The organism is Sphaerimonospora mesophila, assembly GCF_001417795.1.
Lineage (GTDB): Bacteria > Actinomycetota > Actinomycetes > Streptosporangiales > Streptosporangiaceae > Sphaerimonospora > Sphaerimonospora mesophila.
Genome location: NZ_BCBX01000037.1, coordinates 292813 through 319548, shown reverse-complemented (window position 1 = coordinate 319548; position 26736 = coordinate 292813). Strand labels below are relative to the sequence as shown.

The 26736-nt window shown below is 68.0% G+C and carries 22 protein-coding genes; 13 read left to right on the top strand and 9 right to left on the bottom strand.

The window, feature by feature from the left end:
* Positions 1-109 precede the first annotated feature (109 nt).
* The 5 genes from AP234_RS37335 (at position 110) to AP234_RS19150 (ending at position 2962) form a co-directional block, all read left to right on the top strand.
* Entirely contained in the window at positions 110-247 is a 138-nt protein-coding gene (locus AP234_RS37335) for a hypothetical protein (protein ID WP_160330470.1), read from the top strand.
* 21 nt (positions 248-268) lie between these two features.
* Complete coding sequence (locus AP234_RS19155; protein ID WP_055481032.1) at positions 269-562, top strand: hypothetical protein; 294 nt, start codon at positions 269-271, stop codon at positions 560-562.
* A gap of 481 nt (positions 563-1043) precedes the next feature.
* Positions 1044-1580, top strand: a complete 537-nt coding sequence (locus AP234_RS36395; protein WP_152990503.1) for a hypothetical protein — start codon at positions 1044-1046, stop codon at positions 1578-1580.
* A 32-nt stretch (positions 1581-1612) separates the two neighbouring features.
* On the top strand, positions 1613-1903 hold the full coding sequence (locus tag AP234_RS36390; protein ID WP_152990502.1) for a hypothetical protein: 291 nt from the start codon (positions 1613-1615) through the stop codon (positions 1901-1903).
* A gap of 222 nt (positions 1904-2125) precedes the next feature.
* Positions 2126-2962, top strand: a complete 837-nt coding sequence (locus tag AP234_RS19150) for a putative RNA methyltransferase (RefSeq protein ID WP_055481031.1) — start codon at positions 2126-2128, stop codon at positions 2960-2962.
* Positions 2963-3356: 394 nt separating this feature from the next.
* Here AP234_RS19150 and AP234_RS19140 read toward each other — a convergent pair whose 3' ends face one another.
* Complete coding sequence (locus AP234_RS19140; protein ID WP_083502233.1) at positions 3357-4895, bottom strand: GAF domain-containing SpoIIE family protein phosphatase; 1539 nt, start codon at positions 4893-4895, stop codon at positions 3357-3359.
* 160 nt (positions 4896-5055) lie between these two features.
* Here AP234_RS19140 and AP234_RS19135 point away from each other — a divergent pair, with 160 nt between their 5' ends.
* Positions 5056-9264: a HAMP domain-containing protein gene (locus AP234_RS19135; RefSeq protein WP_055481028.1), complete on the top strand. Its 4209-nt coding sequence runs from the start codon at positions 5056-5058 to the stop codon at positions 9262-9264.
* Between the two features lie 3 nt (positions 9265-9267).
* Positions 9268-9912, top strand: coding sequence for a response regulator (locus tag AP234_RS19130; RefSeq protein WP_055481027.1), 645 nt, complete (start codon positions 9268-9270; stop codon positions 9910-9912).
* Positions 9913-10118: 206 nt separating this feature from the next.
* Here AP234_RS19130 and AP234_RS19125 read toward each other — a convergent pair whose 3' ends face one another.
* Complete coding sequence (locus tag AP234_RS19125; protein WP_055481026.1) at positions 10119-11657, bottom strand: NYN domain-containing protein; 1539 nt, start codon at positions 11655-11657, stop codon at positions 10119-10121.
* A 150-nt stretch (positions 11658-11807) separates the two neighbouring features.
* The gene (locus AP234_RS19120; RefSeq protein WP_152990501.1) at positions 11808-14321 is read right to left on the bottom strand and encodes a sigma-70 family RNA polymerase sigma factor; all 2514 of its coding nucleotides are present in this window, start codon (positions 14319-14321) and stop codon (positions 11808-11810) included.
* Positions 14322-14453: 132 nt separating this feature from the next.
* Here AP234_RS19120 and pyrE point away from each other — a divergent pair, with 132 nt between their 5' ends.
* On the top strand, positions 14454-14990 hold the full coding sequence (gene pyrE / locus AP234_RS19115) for an orotate phosphoribosyltransferase (protein ID WP_055481024.1): 537 nt from the start codon (positions 14454-14456) through the stop codon (positions 14988-14990).
* Here the strand turns inward: pyrE and AP234_RS19110 are convergent.
* Both AP234_RS19110 and AP234_RS19105 read right to left on the bottom strand, forming a co-directional pair.
* A complete protein-coding gene (locus AP234_RS19110) occupies positions 14968-15432 on the bottom strand; it encodes a hypothetical protein (RefSeq protein WP_152990500.1) in 465 nt (154 codons plus the stop codon). The genes pyrE and AP234_RS19110 overlap by 23 nt on opposite strands.
* 39 nt (positions 15433-15471) lie before the next feature.
* Positions 15472-16140: a VTT domain-containing protein gene (locus AP234_RS19105; RefSeq protein WP_235558246.1), complete on the bottom strand. Its 669-nt coding sequence runs from the start codon at positions 16138-16140 to the stop codon at positions 15472-15474.
* Between the two features lie 167 nt (positions 16141-16307).
* On the opposite strand from AP234_RS19105, the gene fbaA reads away from it, so the two are divergent.
* The 4 genes from fbaA to AP234_RS19085 all read left to right on the top strand — a co-directional run bounded on the left by fbaA (position 16308) and on the right by AP234_RS19085 (position 20462).
* The gene (fbaA, locus tag AP234_RS19100) at positions 16308-17330 is read left to right on the top strand and encodes a class II fructose-bisphosphate aldolase (RefSeq protein WP_055481021.1); all 1023 of its coding nucleotides are present in this window, start codon (positions 16308-16310) and stop codon (positions 17328-17330) included.
* A gap of 144 nt (positions 17331-17474) precedes the next feature.
* Complete coding sequence (locus tag AP234_RS19095; RefSeq protein ID WP_055481020.1) at positions 17475-17897, top strand: DUF3151 domain-containing protein; 423 nt, start codon at positions 17475-17477, stop codon at positions 17895-17897.
* Positions 17898-18025: 128 nt separating this feature from the next.
* A complete protein-coding gene (locus AP234_RS19090) occupies positions 18026-19309 on the top strand; it encodes an adenylosuccinate synthase (RefSeq protein ID WP_055481019.1) in 1284 nt (427 codons plus the stop codon).
* Between the two features lie 181 nt (positions 19310-19490).
* Positions 19491-20462: a glycerophosphodiester phosphodiesterase family protein gene (locus AP234_RS19085; protein ID WP_055481018.1), complete on the top strand. Its 972-nt coding sequence runs from the start codon at positions 19491-19493 to the stop codon at positions 20460-20462.
* A gap of 1 nt (position 20463) precedes the next feature.
* On the opposite strand, the gene AP234_RS19080 is transcribed toward AP234_RS19085, so the two are convergent.
* From AP234_RS19080 to AP234_RS19065, 4 genes are all read right to left on the bottom strand, one after another.
* On the bottom strand, positions 20464-20658 hold the full coding sequence (locus AP234_RS19080; RefSeq protein ID WP_055481017.1) for a (4Fe-4S)-binding protein: 195 nt from the start codon (positions 20656-20658) through the stop codon (positions 20464-20466).
* A 9-nt stretch (positions 20659-20667) separates the two neighbouring features.
* Positions 20668-21870, bottom strand: a complete 1203-nt coding sequence (locus AP234_RS19075; RefSeq protein ID WP_055481016.1) for a cytochrome P450 — start codon at positions 21868-21870, stop codon at positions 20668-20670.
* A gap of 502 nt (positions 21871-22372) precedes the next feature.
* Positions 22373-23140 carry an SDR family oxidoreductase gene (locus AP234_RS19070; RefSeq protein WP_055481015.1) on the bottom strand — a complete coding sequence of 256 codons (768 nt, stop codon included), beginning with the start codon at positions 23138-23140 and terminating at the stop codon, positions 22373-22375.
* A 54-nt stretch (positions 23141-23194) separates the two neighbouring features.
* Complete coding sequence (locus tag AP234_RS19065) at positions 23195-24592, bottom strand: amidase (protein WP_063842985.1); 1398 nt, start codon at positions 24590-24592, stop codon at positions 23195-23197.
* Between the two features lie 488 nt (positions 24593-25080).
* Here AP234_RS19065 and AP234_RS19060 point away from each other — a divergent pair, with 488 nt between their 5' ends.
* Positions 25081-26664, top strand: coding sequence for a sugar ABC transporter ATP-binding protein (locus tag AP234_RS19060; RefSeq protein WP_055481013.1), 1584 nt, complete (start codon positions 25081-25083; stop codon positions 26662-26664).
* Positions 26665-26736: the final 72 nt, after the last annotated feature.

Here is a 26736-nt window from a genome sequence, read left to right as displayed (position 1 = left end):
CCCCGTCCGTATGACTGGGCCATGGTCGCCATCGCCAGCCCACGGCACGTGCTGTTGATCCGCCGGTCCATCACTACCCCCGTCTGAGCTGGCGTTCTTCTACTGTCACGTGCCCGAGGGCCGCACGTTGGCCCTGCCCGTCCTGGTGAAGATCGCGGGTGTCAGATGGGCGGTGGAGGAGGATTTCCAGCAGTCCAAGGGGCAGGTCGGCCTCGACCACACCCAGGTCCGCCGGTACCGCTCCTAGCGGCGGCACGTCATCTTGGCGATGGCCGCGCTCGCGGTCCTGGCCGTCGTCGTCGCGGTCGAGCGACGCCGCCACCCCGCCCCCGTCGTGCCACGTACCAGCCAGGACGCCCCGCCCGACGACTACGGGATCATCGCGCTGACCGTGCCCGAGATCCGCCGCCTGCTCACCGTGTTCACCCAGGTCAGCACCGTCGTGACACCACGGATGGCCGCCCTGCGACGCGAGTTCGAACTTCGCTGGAGCGAGTGGCGACGCCGCCACCAGGCCCGCGCCCGCTGGTACCACTACCGCAAACGCCTCGCCGCAGCATAACCGCAGGTCGCACCGCTATCAGGCGCTCATAGAGGCGGAGAGCCAGATCTCAAAGTACGGCTGTCGTACTAGAGCAGACAGGTCTCCTCAGCTACATTCCCCGCCGCATTCCACACGGTCCACAGATTGCAAAATATGACGAACTGCTATCAGCCAATTCCGGAATATGTCTTTCCAGAAGACAGAAGGCCACCGGCCACCCAACCCCATCGATTGTCTCAAAACGATAACGGCAGAAATGGCACGTTGATTGCCGCATGTGAGTCATGTACCTTCATTTAAGTAAAGTCCGCAGTCAACCTCATGGCGGCGACGACCTGCTCAAGCTTGAGAAATGAGCCTCAGGCAGGGTGCAAACGCAGAGACGGAGTGTGAGCGAGAAAATTTAGACGTCACAGTAAGGTTAGCCACGAACGGGAATGCTGGCAGGCCCCCGCCCGTGGCGTGCACCTTGTCGATGCACAAAGGAGTCTACTACAACATGCGCCTACAACGCATTCTCGTCGCCCTTGCCACTGGCATCGCGGCAGCGGCCGCGGGTTTCGGCAGTGCGGCAAACGCTGTGCCAACTAGCGGCCCTCTCGCCTCTACACAAGAGCCGTCCCCGAGTTCGGAGGGCACGTCGCCCCCCAGGCCCCTCACAGCTTGCGGGACAGAACCAGTCGCGACGTTTTCCTACACGTGGCAAGGCCTTACGTTCAACATCCCCACCGGGGTCTTCTTCACTCACTGCATCTACGGTAGCGGGCTAATCGGCACCGACGACTATGCAAGCATCGACCGGGTCGGCCCCGGCTATTACAGCGGTCAGTTCTGCAACTGGCGCATCGACTTCAAGTATTACGATATCAACGGAAAAAATTACCAGACCAGCGCCGGCACCACCCAAAATTCCTGCAACTGGCTACCCGATCGGCGCCGCCGCCAAAGCTTCCAGATGAAGTCTGGTACGGCATGCGCCATCCTCTACGTCCTCAACAAGGAGCGCGTGAGACAGTGCCATAACATCACCCCCTAACCCGCTCGATCTTATGCTGGCGTGGAGTGGCCATGAGTGATAAAATGGCCACTCCACGTCGCGAGAGGAGGGCGGCCATGGAATCGGCCGAGGAAATTAATCCACCAATATTAGGGTGGATTATTTCAGCGTTGCAAACGACGGTCGCAATTGCTGCGATCCTTACTCTCATCTTACTCATTTTGCGGTGGATTGCGACGAAGGCGTTCGGGGCACCACTTATTCCAAAATGGGCGCTTTATTTCTGCTTCGGCAGTGCCGTGCTCAGCTTTGCCCTGGTGATGGGCATTCAATCTATTCGCGCGTTTGTGAGTCTCTTTTAGGCTCCAAGCCGAACGGGGGGTGCGAGTAGCCCCGAAGGTTACGGTCCGCTGACTACAGCGAGGTCGTCGCGGAGACCATCGCGGCCGCAAATCCCACCAGAAGCCCGCCGAGTTGCTAATGCGCATCAGCCCCGGCGACACACCGGTGGTCGGGCTTGTAGGCCACGTCGCCCGTTCCATCAAGGAGCTGCTGGTATTGCTGGGTGGGGAGATGATGGACAGGTGCTTGCGGATGTCATCGACTACCTGATCTGCCCGGTGTGCGGGGCCGTCCCATTCCTGACCGGGGGTGCGGTCCGCTGTGAGCGAGGGCACAGCTTCGACGTGGCACGGCAGGGATACGTCAACATGCTGACCGGAGCCGCGGCGCCGGGCACGGCCGACACGCCCGCGATGGTCGCCGCCCGGGCGGAGTTCCTGGCGACGGGCCACTACGCTCCGCTCGCCCGCCGTCTCGCCGAGCTGACCGCGGACGCCGAGGTTGTGGCGGACGCGGGCGCCGGGACCGGCCACTACCTGGCGGGGGTCCTGGGTGAAGAGACGGCGGATGCCGGGGCCGTGGGCATCGCCCTCGACGTGTCCAAGCATGCCCTGAAGCGGGCGGCGCGCGCCCATCCCCGGATCGGCGCGGTGGCGGCGGACGTGTGGCGGGGCCTGCCCGTACGAGATCGCTGCGTGGACGTGCTGCTCAACGTCTTCGCGCCGCGCAACGCCGCGGAGTTCGCCCGGATCCTCCGCCCCCACGGCACGCTGATCGTCGTCACGCCAACCACCGGGCATCTCCGTCCCCTCGTGGCGCGGCTGGGGCTGCTCTCCGTCGACGAGGACAAGGATCGCCGCGTCGAGGAGACCCTGGGCGGCAGGTTCGCGAGAGCCGTACAGGAGGTGATCGAGATCGGGTTGACGCTCCGCCACCCGGCGGTCACGGCGGTGGTGGGAATGGGCCCGAGCGCCTGGCACACCCGGGCGGGCGAACTGGCCGAGCGCATCGCCAGCCTCCCCGATCCCGTGGAGGTGACCGCGTCCTTCCAGATCACCCAGTGGGCCGTACGCGCCTAGCGCTCGCGTCGAGAGCGGCATGATGATGGTCGTGCTGGGACTGTCCACCGGGAGCGGCCCATGATCCCCACGATGATTCTCTTCGGCCTCGTGCTCGGTCGATGGCCGCGTCTTACGCTCCTCCTTGCCGCACTCGTCTGGCCTGTCCTCCTGCTCGTCAGCGGGGTGGCCTCGTCGACTCCATGGCCGACCGTGGTCCTGGGTGGTGCTGTGTTCGGTGCCATCAATGCCTTCGTGGGCATCGCCGTACATCAGGGCGTGCTCTGGGTCGTGCGGTGTCTGCTCGCCCGGCGTGGCCGAGTGAGAGAAGAGTCATAGCCGCGCAAGCGTACGGCCCGGCCTGCCTGAACTGCTGACCGCAGCGTCTCAGTGAGCCGTCCGCACCGCGTGTCGATCAGGGCGCGCGCAGCACGAGGATGGCCAGGTCATCGGCCATCGGCTCGGATGCGAAGTCCTGTACGGCACGGCGGATCCGCTCGGCGACCGCCCGGGCCGACAGGTCGACGCACTCCGCGAGCAGCCGGGACAGCCCGCCGTCGTCGTCGAGGAGGCGGGTGCCCGACCGCCGCTCCGTAACCCCGTCGGTGACTCCCAGCAGCACGTCGCCGGGGCCCAGGTGAGCGCTCTCCGCGCGGAACTCCGCCTCGGGGAAGACCCCGAGGAGCGACTGGGGCGAGCCGACCACGTCTACGGCGCCGTTCGGCCGCAGCCGCAGCGCCTCGGGGTGACCGGCGGAGACCAGGGTGACGGCGAGCCCGTCGTCGACGCGGGTGATCTCCCCGTGCAGCAGGGTCAGGAAGCGGGCCCGCTCCCCCTCTTCGAGAATGGCGTGGTTGAGGCGGCCGACGACGGCGGCCACGCCGTACCCCTCGCGGGCGAGCAGCCGCAGCGTGTGCCGGGCGAGCCCGGTGACGGCCGCCGCTTCCGGACCGGTGCCGCAGACGTCGCCGATGGCGAACCGCCAGACTCCCTCGCCCGTCGGGAACAGGTCGTAGAAGTCCCCGCCGACCTCGTTCGTCTCGCCGGCGGGTTCGTAGATGACGTGGAAGTCGAGCCCGGGAGTCGTCGGTTCGTCAGGCGGCAGCAGGCTTCGCTGCAGCGCCCGGTTCGCCGCCGCCTGCTGGGCGTACAGGCGCGCGTTGTCCATGGCCAGCGCCGCGCGGCGGCTGAGGTCCTCGGCGAGCTGCATGGACTCGTCGGGGAACCGGTCGTGCCGGCCCAGGCACATCACCCCGAGCCGCCGTCCCCTGGCGGTCAGCGGGAAGGCCAGCGACTGCCAGCCGTCGATGTGGAGCACCACGGGGCCGTCCTCCGACGGCATCTGGGCATCGGCGAGCCGCTCTCGCAGTCCGTCGAGCTGCATCTCGTCCGCGTGCCACAGATAGGCGAGCCGCAGCGGCCCGGCGGCGTGCTCGGCGGTGTAGACGGCGCACCAGCTGGCCAGGCGGGGCACCACGACCTGCGCGATGATCGCCGGGACCATGTCGGGGTTCAGCGTGCCGGCCAGCAGTTCGCTCGCGTCGGCGAGAAAGCCCAGCCAGCCCGGCCCGCGTGAGGCCTCGGCGACCCACTCGTCCGGGGGCTGGATCTCACCGCCCGGCAGTTCGAGCCGGGCCCACCTGGTCCGAAGCGAGGAGTTGAACGTGACGCCCCAGGAGGCGGCCCCGGCGGGCGGGCCGAACTCCGCTTCCTCGGACTTCTCCCGCACCTCTATCTGCACGCTGTCGCCCTGATGGATCCAGACGATCTCGAACGGCGCTTGCGGGGCATCCTCCACCAGCTCGGCCGCCAGCCGCTCGGCATCGGCGTGCACGGACACGGCGGCCCACGCGGTCATCACCTCCCGGGTGAACCGCTTGGCATCGGGCACGGCCGTCTCCCCTGGCGTGAAGGAGGCGGCCAGGACGGCACGAGGAGAGCTTGTCACTGACATCGTGCATACCACATTCACGCTCTTAGGAGTAAACAAGAGGACGTCGCATTCGACGGAACGTGACAGACTGACATGGAGTCCGCGGCTGGATGGCTGGACGTCTTGGTCGCCGTACATCATGGTCTTGGTCGCGAAACCCCCCCGGGGGGAAGGAGGCTAGATGTCGTCCGCCAACGTCGAGGTGGCCGGGCCGGAGCGGAGCTACACCGAGTCCGATCTCAGGCCATTCCTGGAAACGCTCATCATGTGGCGTGACGGCAACTTCCGTCGGCGGGTGCCGCACGCCCCACCCGGGATGCTGAGCGAGATCCGGCTGCTGCTCAACGAGGTGGCCGACCGGCGTGAGCACCTGGCCAACGAGCTGAACAGGGTCCGCCGGGAGGTGGTCAAGGAGGGCCGGTTCAACGAGCGGCTCAGCCCCGGCCCCGGCGTGGGACTGTGGTCCGAGAGCGTGGACTCGGTCAACGACCTGATCGACGCGCTCGTCACCCCCGTCAGCGGCGCGGCCGACGTCATCGACGCGGTGGCCAAGGGAGACCTGTCCCGCAAGATCGACCTGAACCGCAGCTCGCGCGGGGAGGTGCGGCGGCTCGGCAAGGCCATCAACGGCATGGTGGACCAGCTGTCGCTGTTCACCTCCGAGGTGACCCGCGTGGCCAAGGACCTGGGCACGGAGGGCAAGCTCGGCGGCCGCGCCAATCTGAAGGGCATGTCCGGCAGCTGGCGGGACCTCACCGAGTCGGTGAACACCATGTCCACCCGCGTCTCCGCCCAGGTGCGCGACATCGCCGAGGTGACCACGGCCGTCGCCAACGGCGACCTCAGCCGCAAGGTCACGGTCGACGCGGTCGGCGAGATGCTGGAGCTGAAGAACACCGTTAACACCATGGTGGACCAGCTTTCGGCGTTCGCCGAGGAGGTCACCCGAGTCGCCCGCGAGGTCGGCACAGAGGGCCAGCTCGGCGGCCAGGCCCAGGTGCGCGGCGTCTCCGGCGTCTGGAAAGACCTCACCGACAACGTCAACTCGATGGCGAACAACCTGACCTCACAGGTGCGTCAGATCGCGGCCGTCTCCACCGCCGTCGCCCAGGGCAACCTCACCAAGAAGATCACGGTCGATGCCCAGGGCGAGATCCTGGAGCTCAAGGAGACCCTGAACACGATGGTGGACCAGTTGTCCGCCTTCGCCGACGAGGTCACCCGAGTCGCCCGCGAGGTCGGCACAGAGGGCCGCCTCGGCGGGCGTGCCGAGGTGCGCGGCGTCTCCGGCGTCTGGAAAGACCTCACCGACAACGTCAACTCGATGGCGAACAACCTCACCTACCAGGTGCGTAACATCGCCCAGGTCACCACGGCCGTCGCCAACGGCGACCTGACCCGGAAGATCGACGTCGACGCCCAGGGCGAGATCCTGGAGCTGAAGAGCACCATGAACACGATGGTCGACCAGCTCTCCTCGTTCGCCGACGAGGTCACCCGAGTCGCCCGCGAGGTCGGCACAGAAGGCCGCCTCGGCGGCCAGGCCCAGGTGCGCGGCGTCTCCGGCGTCTGGAAAGACCTCACCGACAACGTCAACTTCATGGCGAACAACCTCACCTCACAGGTGCGTCAGATCGCGGCCGTCTCCACCGCCGTCGCCCAGGGCAACCTCACCAAGAAGATCACCGTCGACGCCCAGGGCGAGATCCTCCAGCTCAAAGACACGATGAACACGATGGTGGACCAGCTGTCCGCCTTCGCCGACGAGGTCACCCGAGTCGCCCGCGAGGTCGGCACCGAAGGCCGCCTCGGCGGCCAGGCCCGCGTCCGGGGCGTCTCCGGCGTCTGGAAAGACCTCACCGACAACGTCAACTCGATGGCGAACAACCTCACCTACCAGGTGCGCGACATCGCCGAGGTGACCACGGCCGTCGCGAAGGGCGACCTCACCCTCAAGATCGACGTCGACGCCCAGGGCGAGATCCTCGCGCTGAAGACCACGATCAACAGAATGGTCGACCAGCTCTCCTCGTTCGCCGACGAGGTCACCCGGGTCGCCCAGGAGGTCGGCTCCGAGGGCCGCCTCGGCGGTCAGGCCCAGGTCGAGGGCGTCGAGGGCATCTGGAAGGGCCTCACCGAGAGCGTGAACGAGCTGGCCGCCCGCCTCACCACACAGGTGCGTGCCATCGCCGCGGTGACCAGCGCCGTCGCCCGAGGCGACCTCACCCAGTCGATCACCGCGGAGGCGGAGGGCGAGCTCGCCGACCTCAAGGACAACATCAACACGATGGTGGCCAACCTGCGGGCCACTACCAAGGCCAACGAAGAGCAGGACTGGCTCAAGTCCAACCTGGCCAGGATCTCCCGGCTCATGCAGGGCCACCGTGACCTGTTCGAGGTCGCCAGGCTGATCATGAGTGAGCTCACCCCGCTCGTCTCCGCCAGCCACGGCGCCGCGTACCTGGTGACCGACGGCCAGCTCAACCTGATCGCCGGGTACGGCATTCAGCCGGGATCGAGCCCCCGGCAGCGCTTCGCGCTCGGCGAGGGCATCGTCGGCCAGGCCGCGACGGGAGACCACCCGATCATCCTGGAGAACATCCCCGGCGAGAACATCACCATCGAGACCGGTCTCAGCAGGTCGCAGCCGGCGCAGATCGTGGTCTTGCCGATCCTGTTCGAGAACCAGGTCCTCGGCGTGCTGGAGATGGCCTCGTTCACCCACTTCAGCGAGGTTCACCTCGACTTCCTCGCCCAGCTCGTGGAGACCATCGGCGTCACGATCAACACGATCATGGCCAACTCCCGCACCGAGGACCTGCTCAAGGAGTCGCAGCGACTGGCCCACGAGCTGCAGGAGCGCTCCGACGAGCTGCAGCGTCAGCAGGAGGAGCTGCGCAGGTCCAACGCCGAGCTGGAGGACAAGGCGGCGCTGCTGGCCAAGCAGAACCGGGCCATCGAGATCCAGAACTTCCAGATCGAGCAGGCCAGGCGGACGCTCGAGGAGCGGGCCGAACAGCTCGCCGTCTCCTCGCGGTACAAGACCGAGTTCCTCGCCAACATGTCCCACGAGCTGCGTACCCCGCTGAACAGCCTGCTCGTGCTCGCCAAGCTGCTGGCCGAGAACACCGAGGGCAACCTGACCGCGCAGCAGGTCGAGTTCGCCCGGACCATCCACGACGCGGGCTCAGCGCTGCTCCAGCTCATCAACGACATCCTCGACCTGTCGAAGGTGGAGGCGGGGCGGATGGACATCGACCCGCAGCAGCTCTCGCTGGCCAAGCTGGTCGACTACGTGGAGGCCACCTTCGCGCCCCTCGCCCAGGACAAGGGGCTGTCGTTCGCCATCACGGTGGACCCCGCCGTACCGAACGAACTGCACACCGACGAGCAGCGCCTGCAGCAGGTGCTGCGCAACCTGCTCTCCAACGCCGTCAAGTTCACCCCCAAGGGAGAGGTGCGGCTGGAGGTCACCCCGGCGCCGCGGCACGTGTCGTACAGCGACGAGACGCTGCAGGGCCTGGAGGGCGTAGTCGCGTTCAAGGTCGTGGACACCGGCATCGGCATCGCCCCGGACAAGCTGGAGGTCATCTTCGAAGCGTTCCGGCAGGCCGACGGCACCACGAGCCGCAAGTACGGCGGCACCGGCCTCGGCCTGTCGATCTGCCGCGAGATCGCCCGCCTGCTCGGCGGGGAGATCCACGTGGACAGCACACCGGGGATGGGCAGCACGTTCACCCTCTACCTGCCGATGCTCTACTCGGGGCCGCTGGCGTCGCCCGACGGTGGAGCCACCACCGGCGGGAAGACCGCCGCCCCGCGCATCTCGGTGCCCGTCCTCGAGGCGGAGGAGATCCGCCCGGAGCTCCCGATGCCCACGGACATGCCGACGTCCCAGTTCGTTCCCTCGATGGACGGGCAGGACTGGCAGGGTGACGACCCACTCACCGGCAGCAAGATCCTCATCGTGGACGACGACATCCGCAACGTGTTCGCACTCACCAGCGTGCTCGAACGGCACGGCACGACCGTGGTCTACGCCGAGAACGGCCGCGAGGGCATCGAGCAGTTGGAGCGCAACGAGGACGTCGCGCTCGTTCTGATGGACATCATGATGCCGGAGATGGACGGCTGGGCCACCACCTCGGCGATCCGGCGGATGCCCCAGTTCGCCGACCTCCCGATCATCGCGCTGACCGCGAAGGTGATGCACGGAGACCGGGAGAAGAGCATCGCCTCGGGAGCGTCCGACTACGTGCCCAAGCCGGTCGACGTCGACCGGCTCCTGGAACGACTCCGTGGCTGGTTGATGCGCGGACGCGCCGACGCGGCGGAACGGATACGGTCCTCCTCGAGCACAGAGCCTCGTGACACCGACGAAGGGGCGTGATCGATGGCTGAACGCGTAAAGGTCCTCCTCGTCGACGACCGCGAAGAGAATCTGATCGCGCTTGAGGCGATCCTCAGCTCACTGGACGTGGTCCCCGTACGGGCCCGATCCGGTGAAGAGGCGCTCAAGGCCCTGCTATCGTCCGATTTCGCACTCATCCTCCTCGACGTGCGGATGCCCGGGATGGATGGTTTCGAGACCGCCGCGCACATCAAGCGGCGGGAGCGGACCCGCAACATCCCGATCATCTTCCTGACCGTGGTGGACAGCGCCCCCGATTACGCCTTCCGGGGGTACGCCGCCGGCGCCGTCGACTACCTCACCAAGCCGTTCGATCCGTGGGTTCTGCGCGCCAAGGTCGCCGTGTTCGTGCAGCTCTACACCATGAATCAGCGGCTCGCCGAGCAGTCGGCGCTGCTGCGCGAGCGGCTCGCGGGCGAGGTGTCGGATGGTGTCCCGTCAGCCGGGGGCGTCGGGCAGGTGTCCCTGCTGGCCGAGTTGTCCAACCGGATCGTCGCCATCGAAGACGAACTCAAGCGGGTCCGCGAGCTCGCGGACAAGTCGGGAGACAGCATGTTGACCGGGGCGATCAACGAGCTGAGCGAACGTGTCTCTCACCTACGGGCGGGCTTCGACGCCCTCCAGTAGTGACACCGCCCCCAGCGGCAGGCGAAGCACAGGTCAGTGGCGTGCCCCCGCCCTGCCCTTGGCCTCGCTCCGCGCGCCGCCCTTGGCCTCGCTCCGCGCGCCGCCCTTGGCCTCGCTCCGCGCGCCGCCCTTGGCCTCGCTCCGCTCGGTGGGAAGGGATGGGAAGGGAACGGGCGCACACCCGAGTGACCCGCCGACGTCATCGATCAGTGGCGTGCCCGTTCCAGGGCATCCCAGAAACCGCGGCGGAGGGCGTGGCGGACTTCGTCGTGGAGCAGGAAGTCGATCGGCAGCGACGACCCCTGCAGCAGACGCGCCTCGAGGTCGGACGGCATGCGGGGCTTACGGGCCAGCACCGCCTCAAGCCACAGGGCGGGAGCGTCGCGCGCCACCGAGTCGCCGAAGTCATGCCCCTCCTTGTGCGCGGCCTGCACCGCCTCGGCGAGGGTCTTGGTGGTCCCCGACTGGGGCGGCGTGGACGGGATGGGGGCGGGATGGGGGCCCGTGTACGGCCCCAGCACGGGCGAGTAGCCTCCGGAACCGCTCCCGTACTGGTGCGACGGTGCGGACGCCGGGGTCTGGGGCTGCGCCCCCTGGGACGAGGCACCGTGGGACGGCACACCAGCAGACGGCGCAGCGTGGGACGGCGGAGCCTGCGGCGGCGGAGTCGACTGCGGCTGACGCCGCGCCCGCTGAGGTTGCCGCTGGGACGGCGGCGACAGCGGCTCGGCGAACCCCGGATAGCCGGACGGTGAGCTCTGCGCGGGGGGCGACTGTGCCGGGGACTGTGTCGCCGGGGACTGTGTCGCCGGAGATTGGGCCGACGACGGCTGCGCCGGAGAAGACTGTGCCGGGGAGGAGTGGGCCGGTCCGGACGGCGGCACAGAGCCGGACGGAAGTGCGGAACCACTCGAGTGTGCTGACCCGGATGGGGCCGACCCGGACGATTGGCTGGAACCGCTCGACTGCGCGGGGGCTGCGGGCTGGGAGGGACCGGGCGGCGGCGCCGGCGGGAGCTGCGGGGGTGTCGACGGCTGTGCGGGAAGCGCGGGCTGAGAGGGGCGTGCGTGCGTCGATCCGGAGGACCGGCCGCCCTCCGATGCCCCGTTCACGTGCGGCACCACGCCGTTGCTGTGCGCCTGGCCGTTGCTCGCCGACTGCTGATGGCGGTGCTGGCCGTTGCCGCTCGGCAGACCGCCGGGATCCACGTTGGTGATCATTGTGACGTACGGCCTGAGCTGGCCGCCGCCGATCTCGATGAGATCGTCGCACTCCTGCCGCAGCGTACGAGAGGCCGCCCACGCGCTGTCGGCGGCGATCTGCATGACGGTCACCCGGATGCCGAGGTCCTGGGCGTCGCTGACCACCTGCGCCAGATCTTCGTCGCCGCTGACGACCACCGCGTCGCAGATCGCGTTGTTGCGGGCGAGCGTCATCAGGTCACGATGCGCCTGGGCGTCCACACCCTCCCGACGGCCGGGCCTGATGCGGGCGAGCCGCAGCTTGAGGCCCGGGATGTCGGCCAGCACGTCGTGCTCCGGCGTCCGGCGCCCCTCGACGGTCGCCTCGTACCAGTAGCATCTCAGCAACGGCAGACCCGTGCGTTCACGCGACAGGCCGGTCAGGAGCTTCAGCAGACCGGGATAGTCCCACGCGACGGCTTCACGATGGCGGGTCCCATGCACGGCCATCGCGCCGTCGGCCAGCAAATAGCCGGCGTCAACGAACAGCGCGCACCGATCCACGTGACACCGCCCTTCCTGCGTGGCCCTATCAGGGTAGTCAAGCGGGTAGATCGCGCGAGGCGATTCCCGGCGATTCGGCCGGCGCCCCTGACGTCACAGTGCTTACGCAGACCGTACCAGTTTGCCCCGGTCCTGCCCTCCCTCTGACAGTTAGGACCATGTACGGGTGGTGATGGCGGCGACTCCGAACAGGAGTCCGTCGCGTTCGGCCGTCAGCCGCAGCACCGGGCGGCGACCGAGAAGCGTCTGGAAGGTGTCGACCGCCACCGCCGAGGCCCCGGTTCTCCTGCCGCGACGGCCGGCATCACGCCGTGCCCCGTCGTTCACCGTCACGACGCCGCCCCCGCCGCGCGTCGCGTTCCACAGCACGAGATCGACCCTGGCGGGAGCGCCTCCGGGGGTGAGGCCATCGAGCGGGATCGTCATCGTCTCGCCGCCGCCGGCCGCCGCGTCCAGAACGGCCGCCGTGCCGTACGGCTGCCGCCTGTCCTCGGCCACCACGACCAGGCTCCAGCCGGCCTGCCTGGCCGCCCCCGGCCCCGTCGGGGCGTCGGCGACCCACCAGCGGCCCCCACCGGACCCGCGGACCATGGCGGTGACGTCCGCGAACGCCTGATAGCCCGGCCGCCGATCCCGATGCGTCACCTCGGCCGCCCTGACCGTCTGATAACGCTCGGCGCCCGGCGGCCGGACCTTCACCTCCCGCCCCGAAAAGGGACGGGCCGTTTCCTGACCGACCGCCGACCAGTAGAGGCCGGCCCAGAGCACCCGGCTTCCGGCGGGCAGGTCGAGGTGCGCGCAGCTGGAGGTGCGCGTGGTGGAGTCGTGATCGAGGTCGATCGGGACCGCCGCACCCGGGTCGCCGGTCCCCTCGACCGGCTCGCGGGACTCGCCGGACGCGCAGTCCGGACGGCCGCCGGCGGGGCCCACCAGCGCGTTGCCGATGGTCCGCGTCATCACCCTGCCGGTCGCGGCGAATCGGGCCGCGGCACCGGCCTCCCGTACGTCCGAATCGGACTCGGCGACCGTCTTCAACGGGCCGGACCGCACCGACGCCCCGAGTCCCCCGCTGGTCGGCGCGTCGGCCGCCACGTTCACTCTCAGGAAGAGCGTGCTGCTCTCACCGGCGGCCAGTCCCGGGCGAGCGCACCGCACCCGCTGCCCGGCCGTACGGCAGGACCAGCCGTCCTCCGTGCCGGAGGCCATGAGCATGACACCACGCGGCAGACGTACCGTGGCCGTGACGTCCTGCCCCGCCGCCGTCCCTGCATTGCGAAGCCGCAGGGCGACGATCCCGGGCCTGGCGCGGACGAGCGCGCCGAGCGGGTCGATGGTCGCGACCAGAGTGGACCGCCTGACGCCCGTCCGGCCCTGATCAGACCGACTCTGATCAAATCGGCCCTGATCCGACTGGCCGGGGCCCGCCCGATCCGTCCTGGCCGAGGGCGACGCCTGCCGCCTGACCCGCTCACGGGTGACCTGCGGGGCGGCCAGCGCGCTGCGCCCGCCGAGCGCCCGCAGCGACGGGGCGCTCCGCGTCGGCCTCGGACGGGGAGTGGAGAGCGCCGAGGCCGTCTTCTGCTCTGACTCGGAGGCCGCCTTCTGCTCCGAACTCGTCCTCCGCTCGGATGGAGCCTCCCGGGAGCGGTCCTGATCAGGAGCGGGCGAGGAGGCGTCGGATCCCGCGCCTGCGGGGGTGGGAGCGTGGGGGTGGGCGGGCGGGCCGGAGGCGCTGCGCGGGAACAGCGCCGCCTCCTCGCCGGCCAGGGGTCTCTTCACGGTCGGCCCGGAGACCAGCAGGAACAGGCTCAGGGCCAGTGCGGCGGCGGCCGCACCCGCGATGACGGCCCGGCACGGCGTGGGCACCCGGGAGAGCACGGGCACACCCCGTGGCTCGGCCTTCATCGCGTCACCCGCCCCGGCGAGATCCGCGAGGTAGTCGTCGACGGCCGGCCCCGCCACGAGCGGACCGACGATCACTCGTAGCCCCTGCGTCAGGTCCGCGAGCTCCAGGAACACCGACCTGCAGTCGATGCATCCGGCGATGTGCTCGTCCACGTCGCCGACCGCGCGCCTGGGCAGATCGCCCTCGACGTACTGCACGATCTTGGGCAGGATCGGGCGGCACTCCTCGTCCGGCCCCGTCTCCTCGTGGAGCCTGAGGTACGCCTGCCGGAGGCCTTCTCGGGCCTGCGCAACGAGGGCCGCCGCGCCCTTCCGGGAGAGCGCGAGGAACGAGGCGACCTCCGCGGGACCGGCGCCCTCGACCTCGACGTGCCACAGCACCATCCGCCACTGCTCGGGCAGCGCGAGGTAGGCCCGCGCGATCGCCGAACGCTCCAGACCGGCCAGCTCCGGGTCCACGTGGACGTGGTCGGGGTCGGCCAGGTCGACCTCCCCGGTGGTCACGTAACGCCGGACCGCCGTCAGCAGGTAGGGCCGGAAGGCGCAGACCGGGCCGGCCCCACCCCGGATCAGGTCCAGGACCTGGGCGAAGGCCGCGACCAGGACCTCCTCGACCTCATCGGTGCCCTGCACAAGCTGCCGGGCCAGTGACCTGGCCGCTCCCACGTGCCGCTGGTAGAGCACGCCATACGCCGCGGTGCTCCCACCTCGCACGGCTTCCAGCAACTCGATGTCGGTTTGCCGGGCTTTTCTACTCATCGTGACCTCGCGATTACCCAGTGTTGCAAGGCCATTAATTCCGCACCCTCCCACATGGCTAAACCGGGGTGACCGCTTTACCCGGAACGGCAGGTGCCCGACGGGTCATCGCGAAGCCGTACGCTGAGCACCATGAGTGACCGCGACAGCCTCCTTGACGAGATCAAGAACAAGGGAATCGTGCACGGCCGGGTCGTGCTCTCGTCGGGCAAGGAGGCCGACTGGTACGTGGACCTGCGGCGCATCACGCTGGACGCGGTGGCCGCCCCACTGGTGGGCCGGGTGATGCTGGACCTCACCGAGGACCTCGGCTACGAGGCCGTCGGAGGGCTGACGCTGGGCGCCGACCCGGTGGCGACGGCGATGCTGCACGCGGCGGCGGCCCGTGGCCGCGCGCTGAACGCGTTCGTCGTACGGAAGGCGGGCAAGGCGCACGGCCTGCAGCGCAGGATCGAGGGGCCGGACGTCGCCGGGCGGCGGGTGCTGGCCGTTGAGGACACCACGACCACGGGCGGCTCGGTGCTGACCGCGGTCGAGGCGCTACGGGAGGCGGGCGCCGAGGTCGTGGGCATCGCCACGATCGTGCACCGCGGCGGCGACGAGAACCTCGCCGCGACCGGCCTGCCGTACCGCTCGGCCTTCAGCCTCACCGATCTCGGGCTCGCGTGACGCTGAAAGATTCACGTTCGCCGGGCGCGCCGGCGGCGCGGAGTTCGCCGTTCTCGAACACCTGGACCACGCTCCCGTCGGCCAGGACCACGTCGAGTTCCGGTTCGAAATAGGACGTCTGCTCACCGCGGGTCAGGTCTCGGTCGATGAGCACGTCGCCGCCGGGCACCCGTACGAAGACCGGGCAGCGGTCGGCCTGGCAGACGATGCGCACGGTGGGCACCCGCTCACCCGGCGGCCGTCCGGTCTCCGCGGGAGAGGCCGTGGCGGGGGTCGAGGCGGACGCCGTCGGGGACGGCGCGGCTTCCGGCACGTCCTCGGAGCCGAGCGCGGACAGCAGCGCCCGCGCGCCGATCACGACCAGCGCGAGTAGCAGCAGCGCCGCCAGGCTGACGAGTGCCAGCCTGGCGAAGCCCATCGGGTCAGACCTGTGCCGTCCCACATTGTGGAAGGGTAGGCGACGGCTCCCTCTAACGGCGAGTCACTTGCGGGCGTGGTGTCGGCCCTTCGGCTCCACCCGGGCGGCCTTGCGGTTCTTGAGCACCTCGCGGACGATCGGGAGGATCGACAGGAGGACGATCACGAAGACGCCGGGCAGGATGTACTTGTCGATGTTCTCGACCTTGGTGCCGAGGAAGTGGCCGAGCATCAGCAGGGACTCGACCCATACGACTCCGCCGACGACGTTCCAGACGAAGAAGCGGCGGGGGTCCATCTCCAGCACACCGGCGACGGGGTTCATGAACGTGCGGACGATCGGCATGAACCGGGCGACGACGACGGCCTTGGCCGGGCCGAATTTCTCGAAGTAGAACTCCGCCTTCTCGACGTGCTCCTTCTTGAACAGCCGGGAGTCCGGTTTGTCGAACATCTTGCGGCCGAATCTCGAGCCGAGATAGTGGCCGAGTTGCGCTCCCGCGATGGCGGCGAGCGGCGTGAAGACGAGCAGCGTGGGCAGCGAGAGCGGTTCGATTTCCAGGCTCTGCGCGGCCGCGGCGCCACTGAAGATCCCTGCGGCGACCAGCAGCGAGTCACCGGGGAGGAAGAACCCGACGAGCAGTCCGGTCTCCGCGAACACGATGGCGATGACGCCGATCGTGGCGAAGGCGCCGAGCATGCCCAGCCACCACTTCGGGTCAAGAAGATCCAAGAGGACATCCACGAGGCGAGCCTACCCGTCGCGCATCAGCCGAGAGTTAACCGAAACGGACCCTCCGGCCACATGTGGCGGCCGACGGCGGTGCCGCTTTCCTCTCCGGCGTGACCTTCGGGATACTGGGCATCGCCGGGTTAACGTCCAAGAGGAGATGACTACCGATGCCTATCGCGACCCCAGAGGTCTACGCCGAGATGCTCGATCGGGCCAAGGCGGGTGGCTTCGCCTACCCGGCGATCAACGTGACCTCGTCACAGACGTTGAACGCCGCGCTCCGCGGCTTCGCCGAGGCGGAGAGCGACGGAATCATCCAGGTCTCGACCGGTGGCGCCGAGTTCCTCTCCGGCACGACCGTGAAGGACATGGTGACCGGGTCGGTGGCGCTGGCCGAGTACGCCCGGGTCGTCGCCGACAAGTACCCGGTGACCGTGGCCCTGCACACCGACCACTGCCCGAAGAACAAGCTGGACGGCTTCATGCGCCCGCTCATCGAGATCTCGCGCGAGCGGGTCTCCCGGGGCCAGGATCCGCTGTTCCAGTCCCACATGTGGGACGGCTCCGCCGTGCCGCTGGAGGAGAACCTCTCCATCGCCGCCGAGCTCATCGAGAAGTGCGCCGCCGCTCGCATCATCATGGAGATGGAGATCGGCGTTGTCGGCGGTGAGGAGGACGGCATCGTCGGTGAGATCAACGAGAAGCTGTACACCACGCCCGAGGACGCCATCGCCACGGCCGAGGCCGTCGGCCTGGGCGAGCGTGGCCGCTACATGCTGGCCGCGACCTTCGGCAACGTGCACGGCGTCTACAAGCCCGGTCACGTCAAGCTGCGCCCGTCGGTGCTCAAGGAGATCCAGGACGCCGTCGGCGCCAAGTACGGCAAGGACAAGCCGTTCGACCTGGTCTTCCACGGCGGCTCCGGCTCGCTGCTCGAGGAGATCCACGAGGCGATCTCCTACGGCGTGGTCAAGATGAACATCGACACCGACACGCAGTACGCCTTCACCCGGCCGATCGTGGACCACATCTTCAAGAACTACGACGGCGTCCTGAAGGTCGACGGCGAGGTCGGCAACAAGAAGACGTACGACCCCCGTTCGTACGGCAAGTCCGCCGAGGCCGGGATGGCCGCCCGGATCGTGGAGGCCTGCCAGCACCTGAAGTCCGCCGGCACCAAGCTCAAGTAATCCGCCGGCGCCGGGCTCAGGCGAGTCGGCCTGCAGCGCGGGAACGGAAGATTTTTCGACGATCTTCCGTTTCCGCGTTAAGGCCGCGAACACAACCGGGACCCGCCATTACCTCCGGGCGTTTCACAGGTGAGACTGTGCACTATGGAATCGCACGAGAACCTCCTTGCCGGTCCGCCGCCCACCCTGCTGCCGGACCACTCCGAGGCCCGCGAGATGCTGGAGGCGGGCACGAAGGCGGCCGACGTCGCCGCGCGTTTCCCCGCCTACGCGGCGGCCTGGGCCACTCTCGCTGACGACTACTTCGCGGCGGGCCATGCCGTGACGTCGTACGCCTTCGCGCGCACCGGTTACCACCGGGGGCTCGACCAGCTCCGGCGCGCCGGATGGAAGGGCCACGGCCCTATTCCGTGGGAGCACGAGCCCAACCGGGGGTTCCTGCGATGCCTGTACGCGCTTTCGCGGGCGGCCCAGGCGATCGGGGAGAAGGACGAGGCCGAGCGCTGCGCCCAATTCCTCCGGGACAGCAGCGCGACCGCCGCCGACGTCCTCATTCACGCCCCCTGACTGATTTCAGGCGATAACAACCGATCTCCCAGGTCTCGCCGGGCTCGGGGCCTGGGATAGTCTCTGGTTGCAAGAGCCCCTGCCGCGCTTGCGCCAGGGGTTTTCCATTTGTGCTCGGGAGTGGGACCATGCCGGCTGTCGTTCTCGTGGGCGCCCAGTGGGGCGACGAGGGCAAGGGGAAGGCCACCGACCTGCTGGGCGGCGACGTCGACTACGTCGTGCGCTACCAGGGAGGGAACAACGCGGGCCACACCGTGGTCATCGGAGATCAGAAGTACGCGCTGCACCTCCTCCCGACCGGGGTGCTGTCGCCCGACGTCGTGCCGGTCATCGGCAACGGCGTCGTCATCGACCCCGGCGTGCTGCTCAGCGAGATCGACGGCCTCGCCGAACGCGGGATCGCCTGCGACCGACTGCTGATCTCGGCCAACGCCCATCTGATCATGCCCCACCACAAGGCCATCGACAAGGTGACCGAGCGCTACCTCGGCAAGTCCAAGATCGGCACGACCGGGCGGGGCATCGGCCCGACGTACGGCGACAAGATCTACCGCATGGGCATCCGCGTCCAGGACCTGCTCGACCCGGGCATCCTCGGCCAGAAGATCGAGGCCGCGCTCACCGAGAAGAACCAGATCCTCACAAAGATCTACAATCGCCGTGGCCTGGAGCCCGCCAAGATCCTTGCGGAGTACCTCGGCTACGCCGAGCGGCTGCGCCCGCACATCACCGACACCTCGCTCGTGCTGAACCGCGCCCTCGACGAGGACAAGGTCGTGCTGCTCGAAGGCGGCCAGGGCACGCTGCTCGACATCGACCACGGCACCTATCCCTTCGTAACGTCGAGCTCGCCCACCTCGGGTGGCGCCTGCACCGGCTCGGGCATCCCCCCGACCCGGCTGACCAGGATAATCGGCATTCTGAAGGCGTACACCACGCGCGTCGGCTCCGGGCCGTTCCCCACCGAGCTGCTGGACGAGCAGGGCGAGTGGCTGCGCCAGACCGGCGGCGAGTTCGGCACCACCACCGGGCGCAACCGCCGCTGCGGCTGGTTCGACGCGGTCATCGCGCGCTATGCGACGCGGATCAACGGCGTCACCGACTTCTTCCTCACGAAGCTCGACGTGCTGTCCGGCCTGGAGCGGATCCCGGTCTGCGTGGCCTATGACGTCGACGGCGTGCGGCACGACGAGATCCCGATGACGCAGACCGAGTTCCACCACGCCAAGCCGATCTACGAGGAGCTGCCCGGCTGGCAGGAGGACATCACCGGCGCCAAGACCTTCGAGGATCTGCCGCCCACCGCCCAGTCGTACGTCAGGGCACTTGAGGAGATGAGCGGCGCCCCGATCTCCGCCATCGGCGTCGGTCCCGGCCGCACCCAGACGCTGCAGCTGCGCCCGCTCGTCTGAGCCTGTCGGCCTGGCCTTCAATGCGAGGCCATCGGCTGAGCCACGCGGCGGTCACGTACGGTTGAACCCCGTACGCGTGAGTCCCATGCATGGCGTTCCGTCCGGTAAAGTCCCGTGCGGCCACGCCATACGGGACGGTAATGCACGGCACTGAGTCGGCGACCCAGTAGGGTACGCCCTTGTGCTTGAAAAAGTTGAGTTGCATGGTCACAGAGGGGCGCGTGGGCTCCGGCCGGAGAACACGCTTCCCGGCCTGGCCTACGCGCTCGAACTCGGGGTGGACGCACTGGAGTTCGATGTCGCCATGTCGGCCGACGGCGAGATCGTCCTCACCCATGACCTCATCGTCTCGTCCGTGACCAGCGCGGACACCGGCATGGCGGCACCGCACGACGAGATGTTCCCCTATGTCGGCAAGCCGATCATCTCGCTCACACTGCCCCAGCTGCGCACGCTCGACGTCGGCGTACGGCTGCCGCAGCGGCCGGACGACCAGTTCGCGATGACCCAGGTGCCGCTGCCGGACACCCGGATGCCGACGCTCGGCGCGGTCCTCGGCCTGATCGGGGCGCTGGGCGCGGACGACGTACGACTCCACGTCGAGCTGAAGTCCGATCCCACCCGCCCCGATCTGTCGGCCGACCCCGGCAAGTTCACCGAGCTCGTGGTCACGGAGCTGGAACGGCACGACCGGCTGTCCCGGGCGGCCCTCCTCAGCTTCGACTGGCGGATCCTCGAAGCCGCCAGGCCACTGGTCGAACGGCGATACGCCCTGGTCGAGCGGCGCACGATGCACCCGGTCTGGATGAACGGGCTGCACCTCACCGATTTCGCCGCAGACTCCCCGGCCGGCTCCCCCGACGACCCCGACGGCGAGGTCGCCGGGCTCACCGGGGCGGCGGCCGCCGTGGGCGCCACGACGCTGTCTCCCGACCGCAGGATCGTGGACCCGGCCCTGATGGCGGACGCGGCCGCTCAGGGCCTCCCCGTCGTCGTGTGGACGGTCAACGACCCCGTGGAGGCCGGCCGGCTCATCGACATGGGCGCGTCCGGCATCGTCACCGACTATCCCGACCGCATGCGACGCCTGTGGGCGACCCGGGAGCTGCCTCTCGCCGAACCGATCAGCCCCCTCCGCCCGGTGAGCGCATAACCTACGGAGTGATCGACAGAGCTCCCGAAGGGCAGAGCCGTACGGCCTGCTCGACCGCCTCGCGCAGCGACTCGGCCGGTTCGGGGTCGAGCAGCACCACGGTGCCGTCGTCATCGCTCTGGTCGAAGACCCCGGGCACGGTGAGCGCGCACATCCCGGCGCCGACACACCGCCCGGTATCCGCGTTGATCTTCATTTCCCCCTCCTACCAGGCCACGGGCAGGCGGTGCACGCCGTAGATGGCCATGGCGGTCCGCATCGGGACCTCCTCGGGTGGTACGGCCAGGCGCAGGCCCGGGAAGCGGCGCAGCAGGGCGGGATACGCGATGCGCATCTCCGCCCGGGCGAGCTGCTGCCCAAGGCACTGGTGGACACCGTGGCCGAACGCGAGATGGCCGTGCGCCGATCGGGTGACGTCGAGCACCGTGGGGTCGGCGAACCGTTCGGGATCGCGGTTGGCCAGGGGCACCGACAGCAGCACGGAATCCCCCGCGTGGATCAGATGGTCGCCGATCTCCACGTCTTCCAGGGCCGCCCGGATGAGGCCGAAGTGGATGACGGTGAGATAGCGCATCAGCTCCTCGACCGCGTTCTCGACGCTGTCGGGGTCGTCACGCATGACCGCGAGCTGCGCCGGAGTGGTCAGCAGCGCGAACGTGCCGAGTCCCAGCATGTTGGCGGTCGTCTCGTGCCCGGCGATGAGCAGCAGCAGCCCCATGCCCGCGATCTCGCGGTCGGTCAGCTCATCCGCGGAGATCAGCCCGCTGAGCAGATCGTCCTCCGGCTCCCGCTTCTTGCGCAGCACGAGGTCGTGCAGATAGTCGAACAGGTCGTCCAGGGCGGCCCGTGACTCCTCGACCGGCGTCTCCAGGTTCAGCAGCGTGGCGGAGTCTCGCTGGAACCGCTCGCGGTCGCCGTACGGCACGCCGAGCAGCTCGCAGATGACCAGGGAGGGGATGGGCAGCGCGAAGGACGACACGAGGTCCACCGGGGGGCCCATGCGCTCCATCGCGTCGAGGTGGTCGGCGACGATCTCCGCGATCCTGGGCTCCAGCAGCTTCATCCGGCGCACGGTGAACTGGCCGGTGAGCAGCTTGCGGAACCGGGTGTGGTCGGGGGGATCCATCCGGATGAAGAAGCCCGGCGGCAACCGGTCCAGGTCCTCCTGCCGGATCGGACGCTGCGGGAACGGGGAGTGAAGGAGCTCGGGGCGGGTGGAGAAGCGCGGGTCGGCGAGGATCGCGCGGGCTTCGGCGTACCCGGTGACCACCCAGCCCTCATGTCCGTCCGGATAGGTCATCCGGCGGACGGGCGTCTCCTCCTGCCAGCGTCCCAGCTCGTCCGGCGGATCGAAGGGACGCTCGCGCGCGGTGGGAAAGGTCATCAGGCGAGGTGCGGCCTCTGTCATGACACGCTCCTGTAAAAGTGGAAACGGTCTGCTGTCGAGGTACTACCCCTCCAGGTAACGATATCAATCGGGAAATCGCAATGAATAAAAATGCATTGCGTATGTCGTGAAATTTCGGGAAGGATTGCGGCCAGATCCGGCCGATGCAGCGGAAAGCGGGGCGACAGCGCGGCAAGCCGACGAGTTCGGCTACGTCGGCGCCCATCGGGGGCCGTGCTCGCGGAAGCCCTCCGACTCGGGTCGGCCCTCGGCGATCCATCTGAAGCCGGGCGAGCCGCCGATCATCCGGGGTCCGGCGGGGAGGTGGGGCCGGCCTCCCCCGAGAGCCACGGCCAGGCGACGAACTCGCCGCCGTGTCCGGGCGCACACTCACGCCGGCTCATCACCAAGTCCACGGGTGAACCAGAACGGGATACACCAGGTCCGGGGTACGAGCACGGAAAGGAGCGAATCCCCTTGTGAACGACGACGAGGACCGAAGCCTCCGAGACGGCCTCCGCCGTTAACTCATGTACTGTCCGCCGTTCACATTGACGTTCTGACCGGTGATGAACCCGGCGCCGTCCGACATTAGGAAGGCCACTGCATGCGCCACGTCGGCGGGTGCTCCGATGCGCTTCACGATCTGCTCGTCGATGAACCCTTGCTTGCGCTCTTCCGTCAGGCGTCCGCCCATGATGTCCGTGTCGATCGGTCCAGGTGAGACGGTGTTGGCGGTGATTCCGAATTCACCGAGTTCTCGAGCCACCGATCGGGTGAAGCCGATCAGACCGGCCTTGGCCGTCGAATACGGCGTCTTGCTGTACGTACCACCACCGCGCTGGGCGGAGATCGACGAGATGCTGACGATTCGGCCGATGCCGTGCCTCACCATAGAGCGAGCCGCGCGCTGGGTGACGATATGGACGCCGGTGAGATTCACGTCGAGCTGACGACGCCACTCGTCGAGCGTCAGCTCGAGGTACGGCGTCGGCGATGAGATGCCCGCGATGTTCGCGAGCCCCACCAGCGGCGGCAAGGAGGCCTCAGCCTCGTCGAGTGCTCGCGAGATCGCATGGGGATCGGAGATGTCGGCCCCCCATCCCGAGGCGAGGACATCGAAGCGCTCGGCGAGCTCGGACGCGGCCTCCGCGGAGGCGCTCGCGTCGAGGTCGATGATCCCGATACTCCATCCGTCTTCCGCGAGTCGTTCCGCGACGCGTCGGCCGATGCCACGCGCCGAGGCCGCTCCGGTGACGATCGCGGTGCGAGCGCTGGGGAGATTGTTCATCACGGGGTTCCTTCTTCTGGTCGCTGGGAGGACCCGGCGGGCTGTCACCGCGGGCTACACGTAGGCGGACGGATGCCGACGGTGGTGGTCGGTGTGCCGCTGGAATGCTTGCGCGAGAGCGACGATCGTCGCCTCACGATCGGACGCCCCGACGATCTGGAATCCGATCGGGGCCCCGGAGCCGGTGACCCCTCCAGGAATGGTCATGGCCGGCAGACCCGCGGAGTTGATGGGACACGTCGCCATCATGATGCGCGTACGCCACTCAGCACCGACTCCGATGTCGTCCAGGTACTCCGCGGTAGGCCCGGCGATGCCGGTCACCTGCAGCAGCAGAGCGTCGATGTCGGCGAACGTCTCGCGGACGCGTCCCGAGAAATCTTGCCGTCTGTGGAGAATCCGCTGGTAGTCGACTCCGGAAACCGCGAGCCCCTGAGCGATCAGCGCGCTCAGTTGGGGTCCGTAGACCTCGGGTGAACGGCGGAAGACATCTTCATGCACGAGTGCCGCCTCGACCGCGCAGGCAGGCGTCCAATCGTCGACGATCTGCTCCACAGATGGAAGCGCCACCTCGACGAGCTCGGCTCCGAGCGACTCGAGCACCGCTGCGGCGGCGAGGATCACGTCACGTGTCTCGGCATCGCAAAGAGCCAGGAAGGACGGATCGAAACCGATGCGGGTGCCGCCGACGATGTCTTCCGCGTGCTCGCATGCTTCGGTCAATGAGCTCCCGGGACGTCGCAACGTCACCGGGTCATCGGGGTCGGGGCCCGATATGGCGTCGTACACGATTGCACAGTCGCGTACGCTTCGCGCCATCGGCCCGGGGCAGTCGAGGTCTCGCGCGAACCCGACCATTCCCGCTCGCGACACTCGGCCCCAGGTGGGCTTCAGCCCGCTCAGCCCCGTCGCGGCGGACGGAAAACGGATGGATCCTCCTGTATCGGAACCCATGCTCGCGTAGCAGAGCCCGGCCGAGGTCGCCGCAGCATTGCCACTCGATGACGCGCCCACCCAGAGGTGATCGCCCCAAGGATTTCGTGGCGTGCCCAGCTGCGGGTGATGGGCGGCGAACGCACCCTCGGACATGTTCAGCTTGCCGATGATCACCGCGCCCGCGGACCTCAAACGCTGCACGACGGTCGCATCGAATGCCGCGATTTGATCGTCGAATGCTCGAGTACCTGCAGTGGTGGGCGTACCCGTGACCGCGAAAAGATCTTTCACGGCGATGGGGACCCCGTGGAGCACGCCCGGTTCCCGGCCGGCGCCGTATCGCGAGTCGCGCTCCTCCGCCTCCTTGCGGGCCGAATCGGCAAGGACATCGCTGAAGCTCGACAGGCGCGCGTCATACCGGTCGATGCGCTCCAGCATCGCTTCCGTGACCTCGGACGAGGTTGCTTCCCCTCGTCTGATCAGCGTCGCAATCTCGTGGAGCTCTAGGAAATGCACAGCGCATCCTCTCCTCTGCACCGGACCCCGGGATCGACTCTGATGCCGTGCCGCGCCGGCAAGGCCCGCACGTGATCATCGATCCTATAGGATATGGGAAGATCGCTGCAATGGACGAGGAGAGGCCGATGGAGTGCCGCGCGCACCGCCACATCGTCACCTCAACGGACACGGCATCCTGCGCGTCGACGCCGCGCTCTCACAGGTCGGTCTGCCAGCTCGGGTCCAGGCGGTCCTCGCCGTCGATCAGCACCGGTACGGAACCCGCATGCTGACCCTCTTCGCGCTTCTCCCGGCCACCCACCAGAGTCGATCACCCGCATCGGCCGGGTGACCCTGCCACTGTCGGCGGGCTGTCCGGTCGATCTCCACCACGAGTAGGCGGGCGCAGACCGCACACGCTGTGCCACGTTCTGCGACCCTTGATGCGCTAATCATCGATCCTATAGGATCGCCGAAACGCTCGCCGCGATGACGAGGAGAGTCCGATGGAGCACACACACGGTAAAGAGGCCGTAACCGTCGCCGCGACCACCTCACCCCTGATCGCGGTGCGGAACGTCGTCAAGAGCTACGGCGACAACCCTGTGCTCCGGGGTATCGACCTGGACGTCGAGCCCGGTGAGGTCATCGCTCTCGCCGGGGAGAACGGTGCCGGGAAATCCACGCTCATGAAGATTCTCGCCGGCCTCGTCATCCCCGACGCCGGAGAGGTCGGCGTATCGGGCGAGCCGCTCAACCTCGGTTCGGTGCGCGAATCGCGGCGGCGCGGCATCGCGATCGTTCCGCAGGAACTCGCACCGGTTCTCGACCTGCCCGTATATGCCAACATCTTTCTCGGTCGCGAGCCTCGCACCACGCTCGGTGCACTCGATCGAAAATCAATGATCCGCGATTCCAGGGAATTGCTCCGGTCCTTCGACCTCCACGTCGACCCCCGCACTCCGATGCGCACGCTGAGCACAGCGATGCAGCAACTGATCGAGATCGTGAAATGCATCTCCATCGGTGCGTCGGTCATCCTGCTCGACGAGCCGACATCTGCGATCTCCCAGAACGAGGTCGATCGGCTCTACCGGATCATCCGCGATCTGCGCGATCAGGGCGTCGCGATCGTTTACACGACACACAAGATGGCTGAGATCAGGGCCGTCGCCACCAGAGTGGTCGTGCTCCGCGACGGGGTGCTCATTTCCGACGAGGCGATATCGAGAATCAGCGACGAACAGATCGTCACATCGATGATCGGTCGCGAACTGGACGATCTGTACCCGGCGCTCCAATCACCCGGAGGCGGCGAGTCCATCCTCTCGATCTCAGATCTCGTCGTGACTCCCGGCGGACCCGCCGTCTCGCTGACCGTTCGCAAGGGCGAGATCGTGGCACTCGCCGGACTCCTCGGCGCGGGGCGCACAGAGCTGATGGAGGCGGCGTATGGTGCCCGGCGCGCATACGGGGGGCAGTGCGCGATCGACGGGCGCGTCATCCGGAGCCACGACCCTTCGGCAGCGATCCGAGCCGGGATGGCGCTCGTGCCGGAGGACCGCAAGGTCGGCGGAGCCGTTCTGTCGATGAACATTCTCCTGAACGGCATCCTTCCTCGACTACGACGCTTCACCCGTTTCGGCTGGCTCAATAAAAAGGAAATCGTCGAACACGTCACCCACAACATGGATGCCGTACGTCTGAAGCGTACGAGCCTCAAACAGGAAGTCGGCCACCTGTCGGGCGGGAACCAGCAGAAGGTCGTGATCGGCCGCTGGCTGACCGGTGATCTTAAAGTCCTTCTGCTCGACGAACCCACCCGAGGGGTGGATGTGGGGGCGCGCAGCGAGATCTATCAACTGATCACCGATCTCGCGAGGGAGCACAACGTCGCCATCCTGATGGCGTCATCCGACATGACGGAAGTCATCGGGCTTGCCCACCGCATCGTGGTCATGACCCAAGGAGAAATCGTTGCCGAATTCGATCGAGCCGATCACCCCGACGCCGAAGTCCTTCAAGAACTCGTCTTCAGACATGCCGCCGGCATAGCCGAACCTCACCGGGAGAGCCGTCATGCGAACTGATACCACTGCGATTCCATCCTCCATCACGACGGAGGTGTCCAAGACATTCTGGCGGTCTCGCGGCGGCGTGTT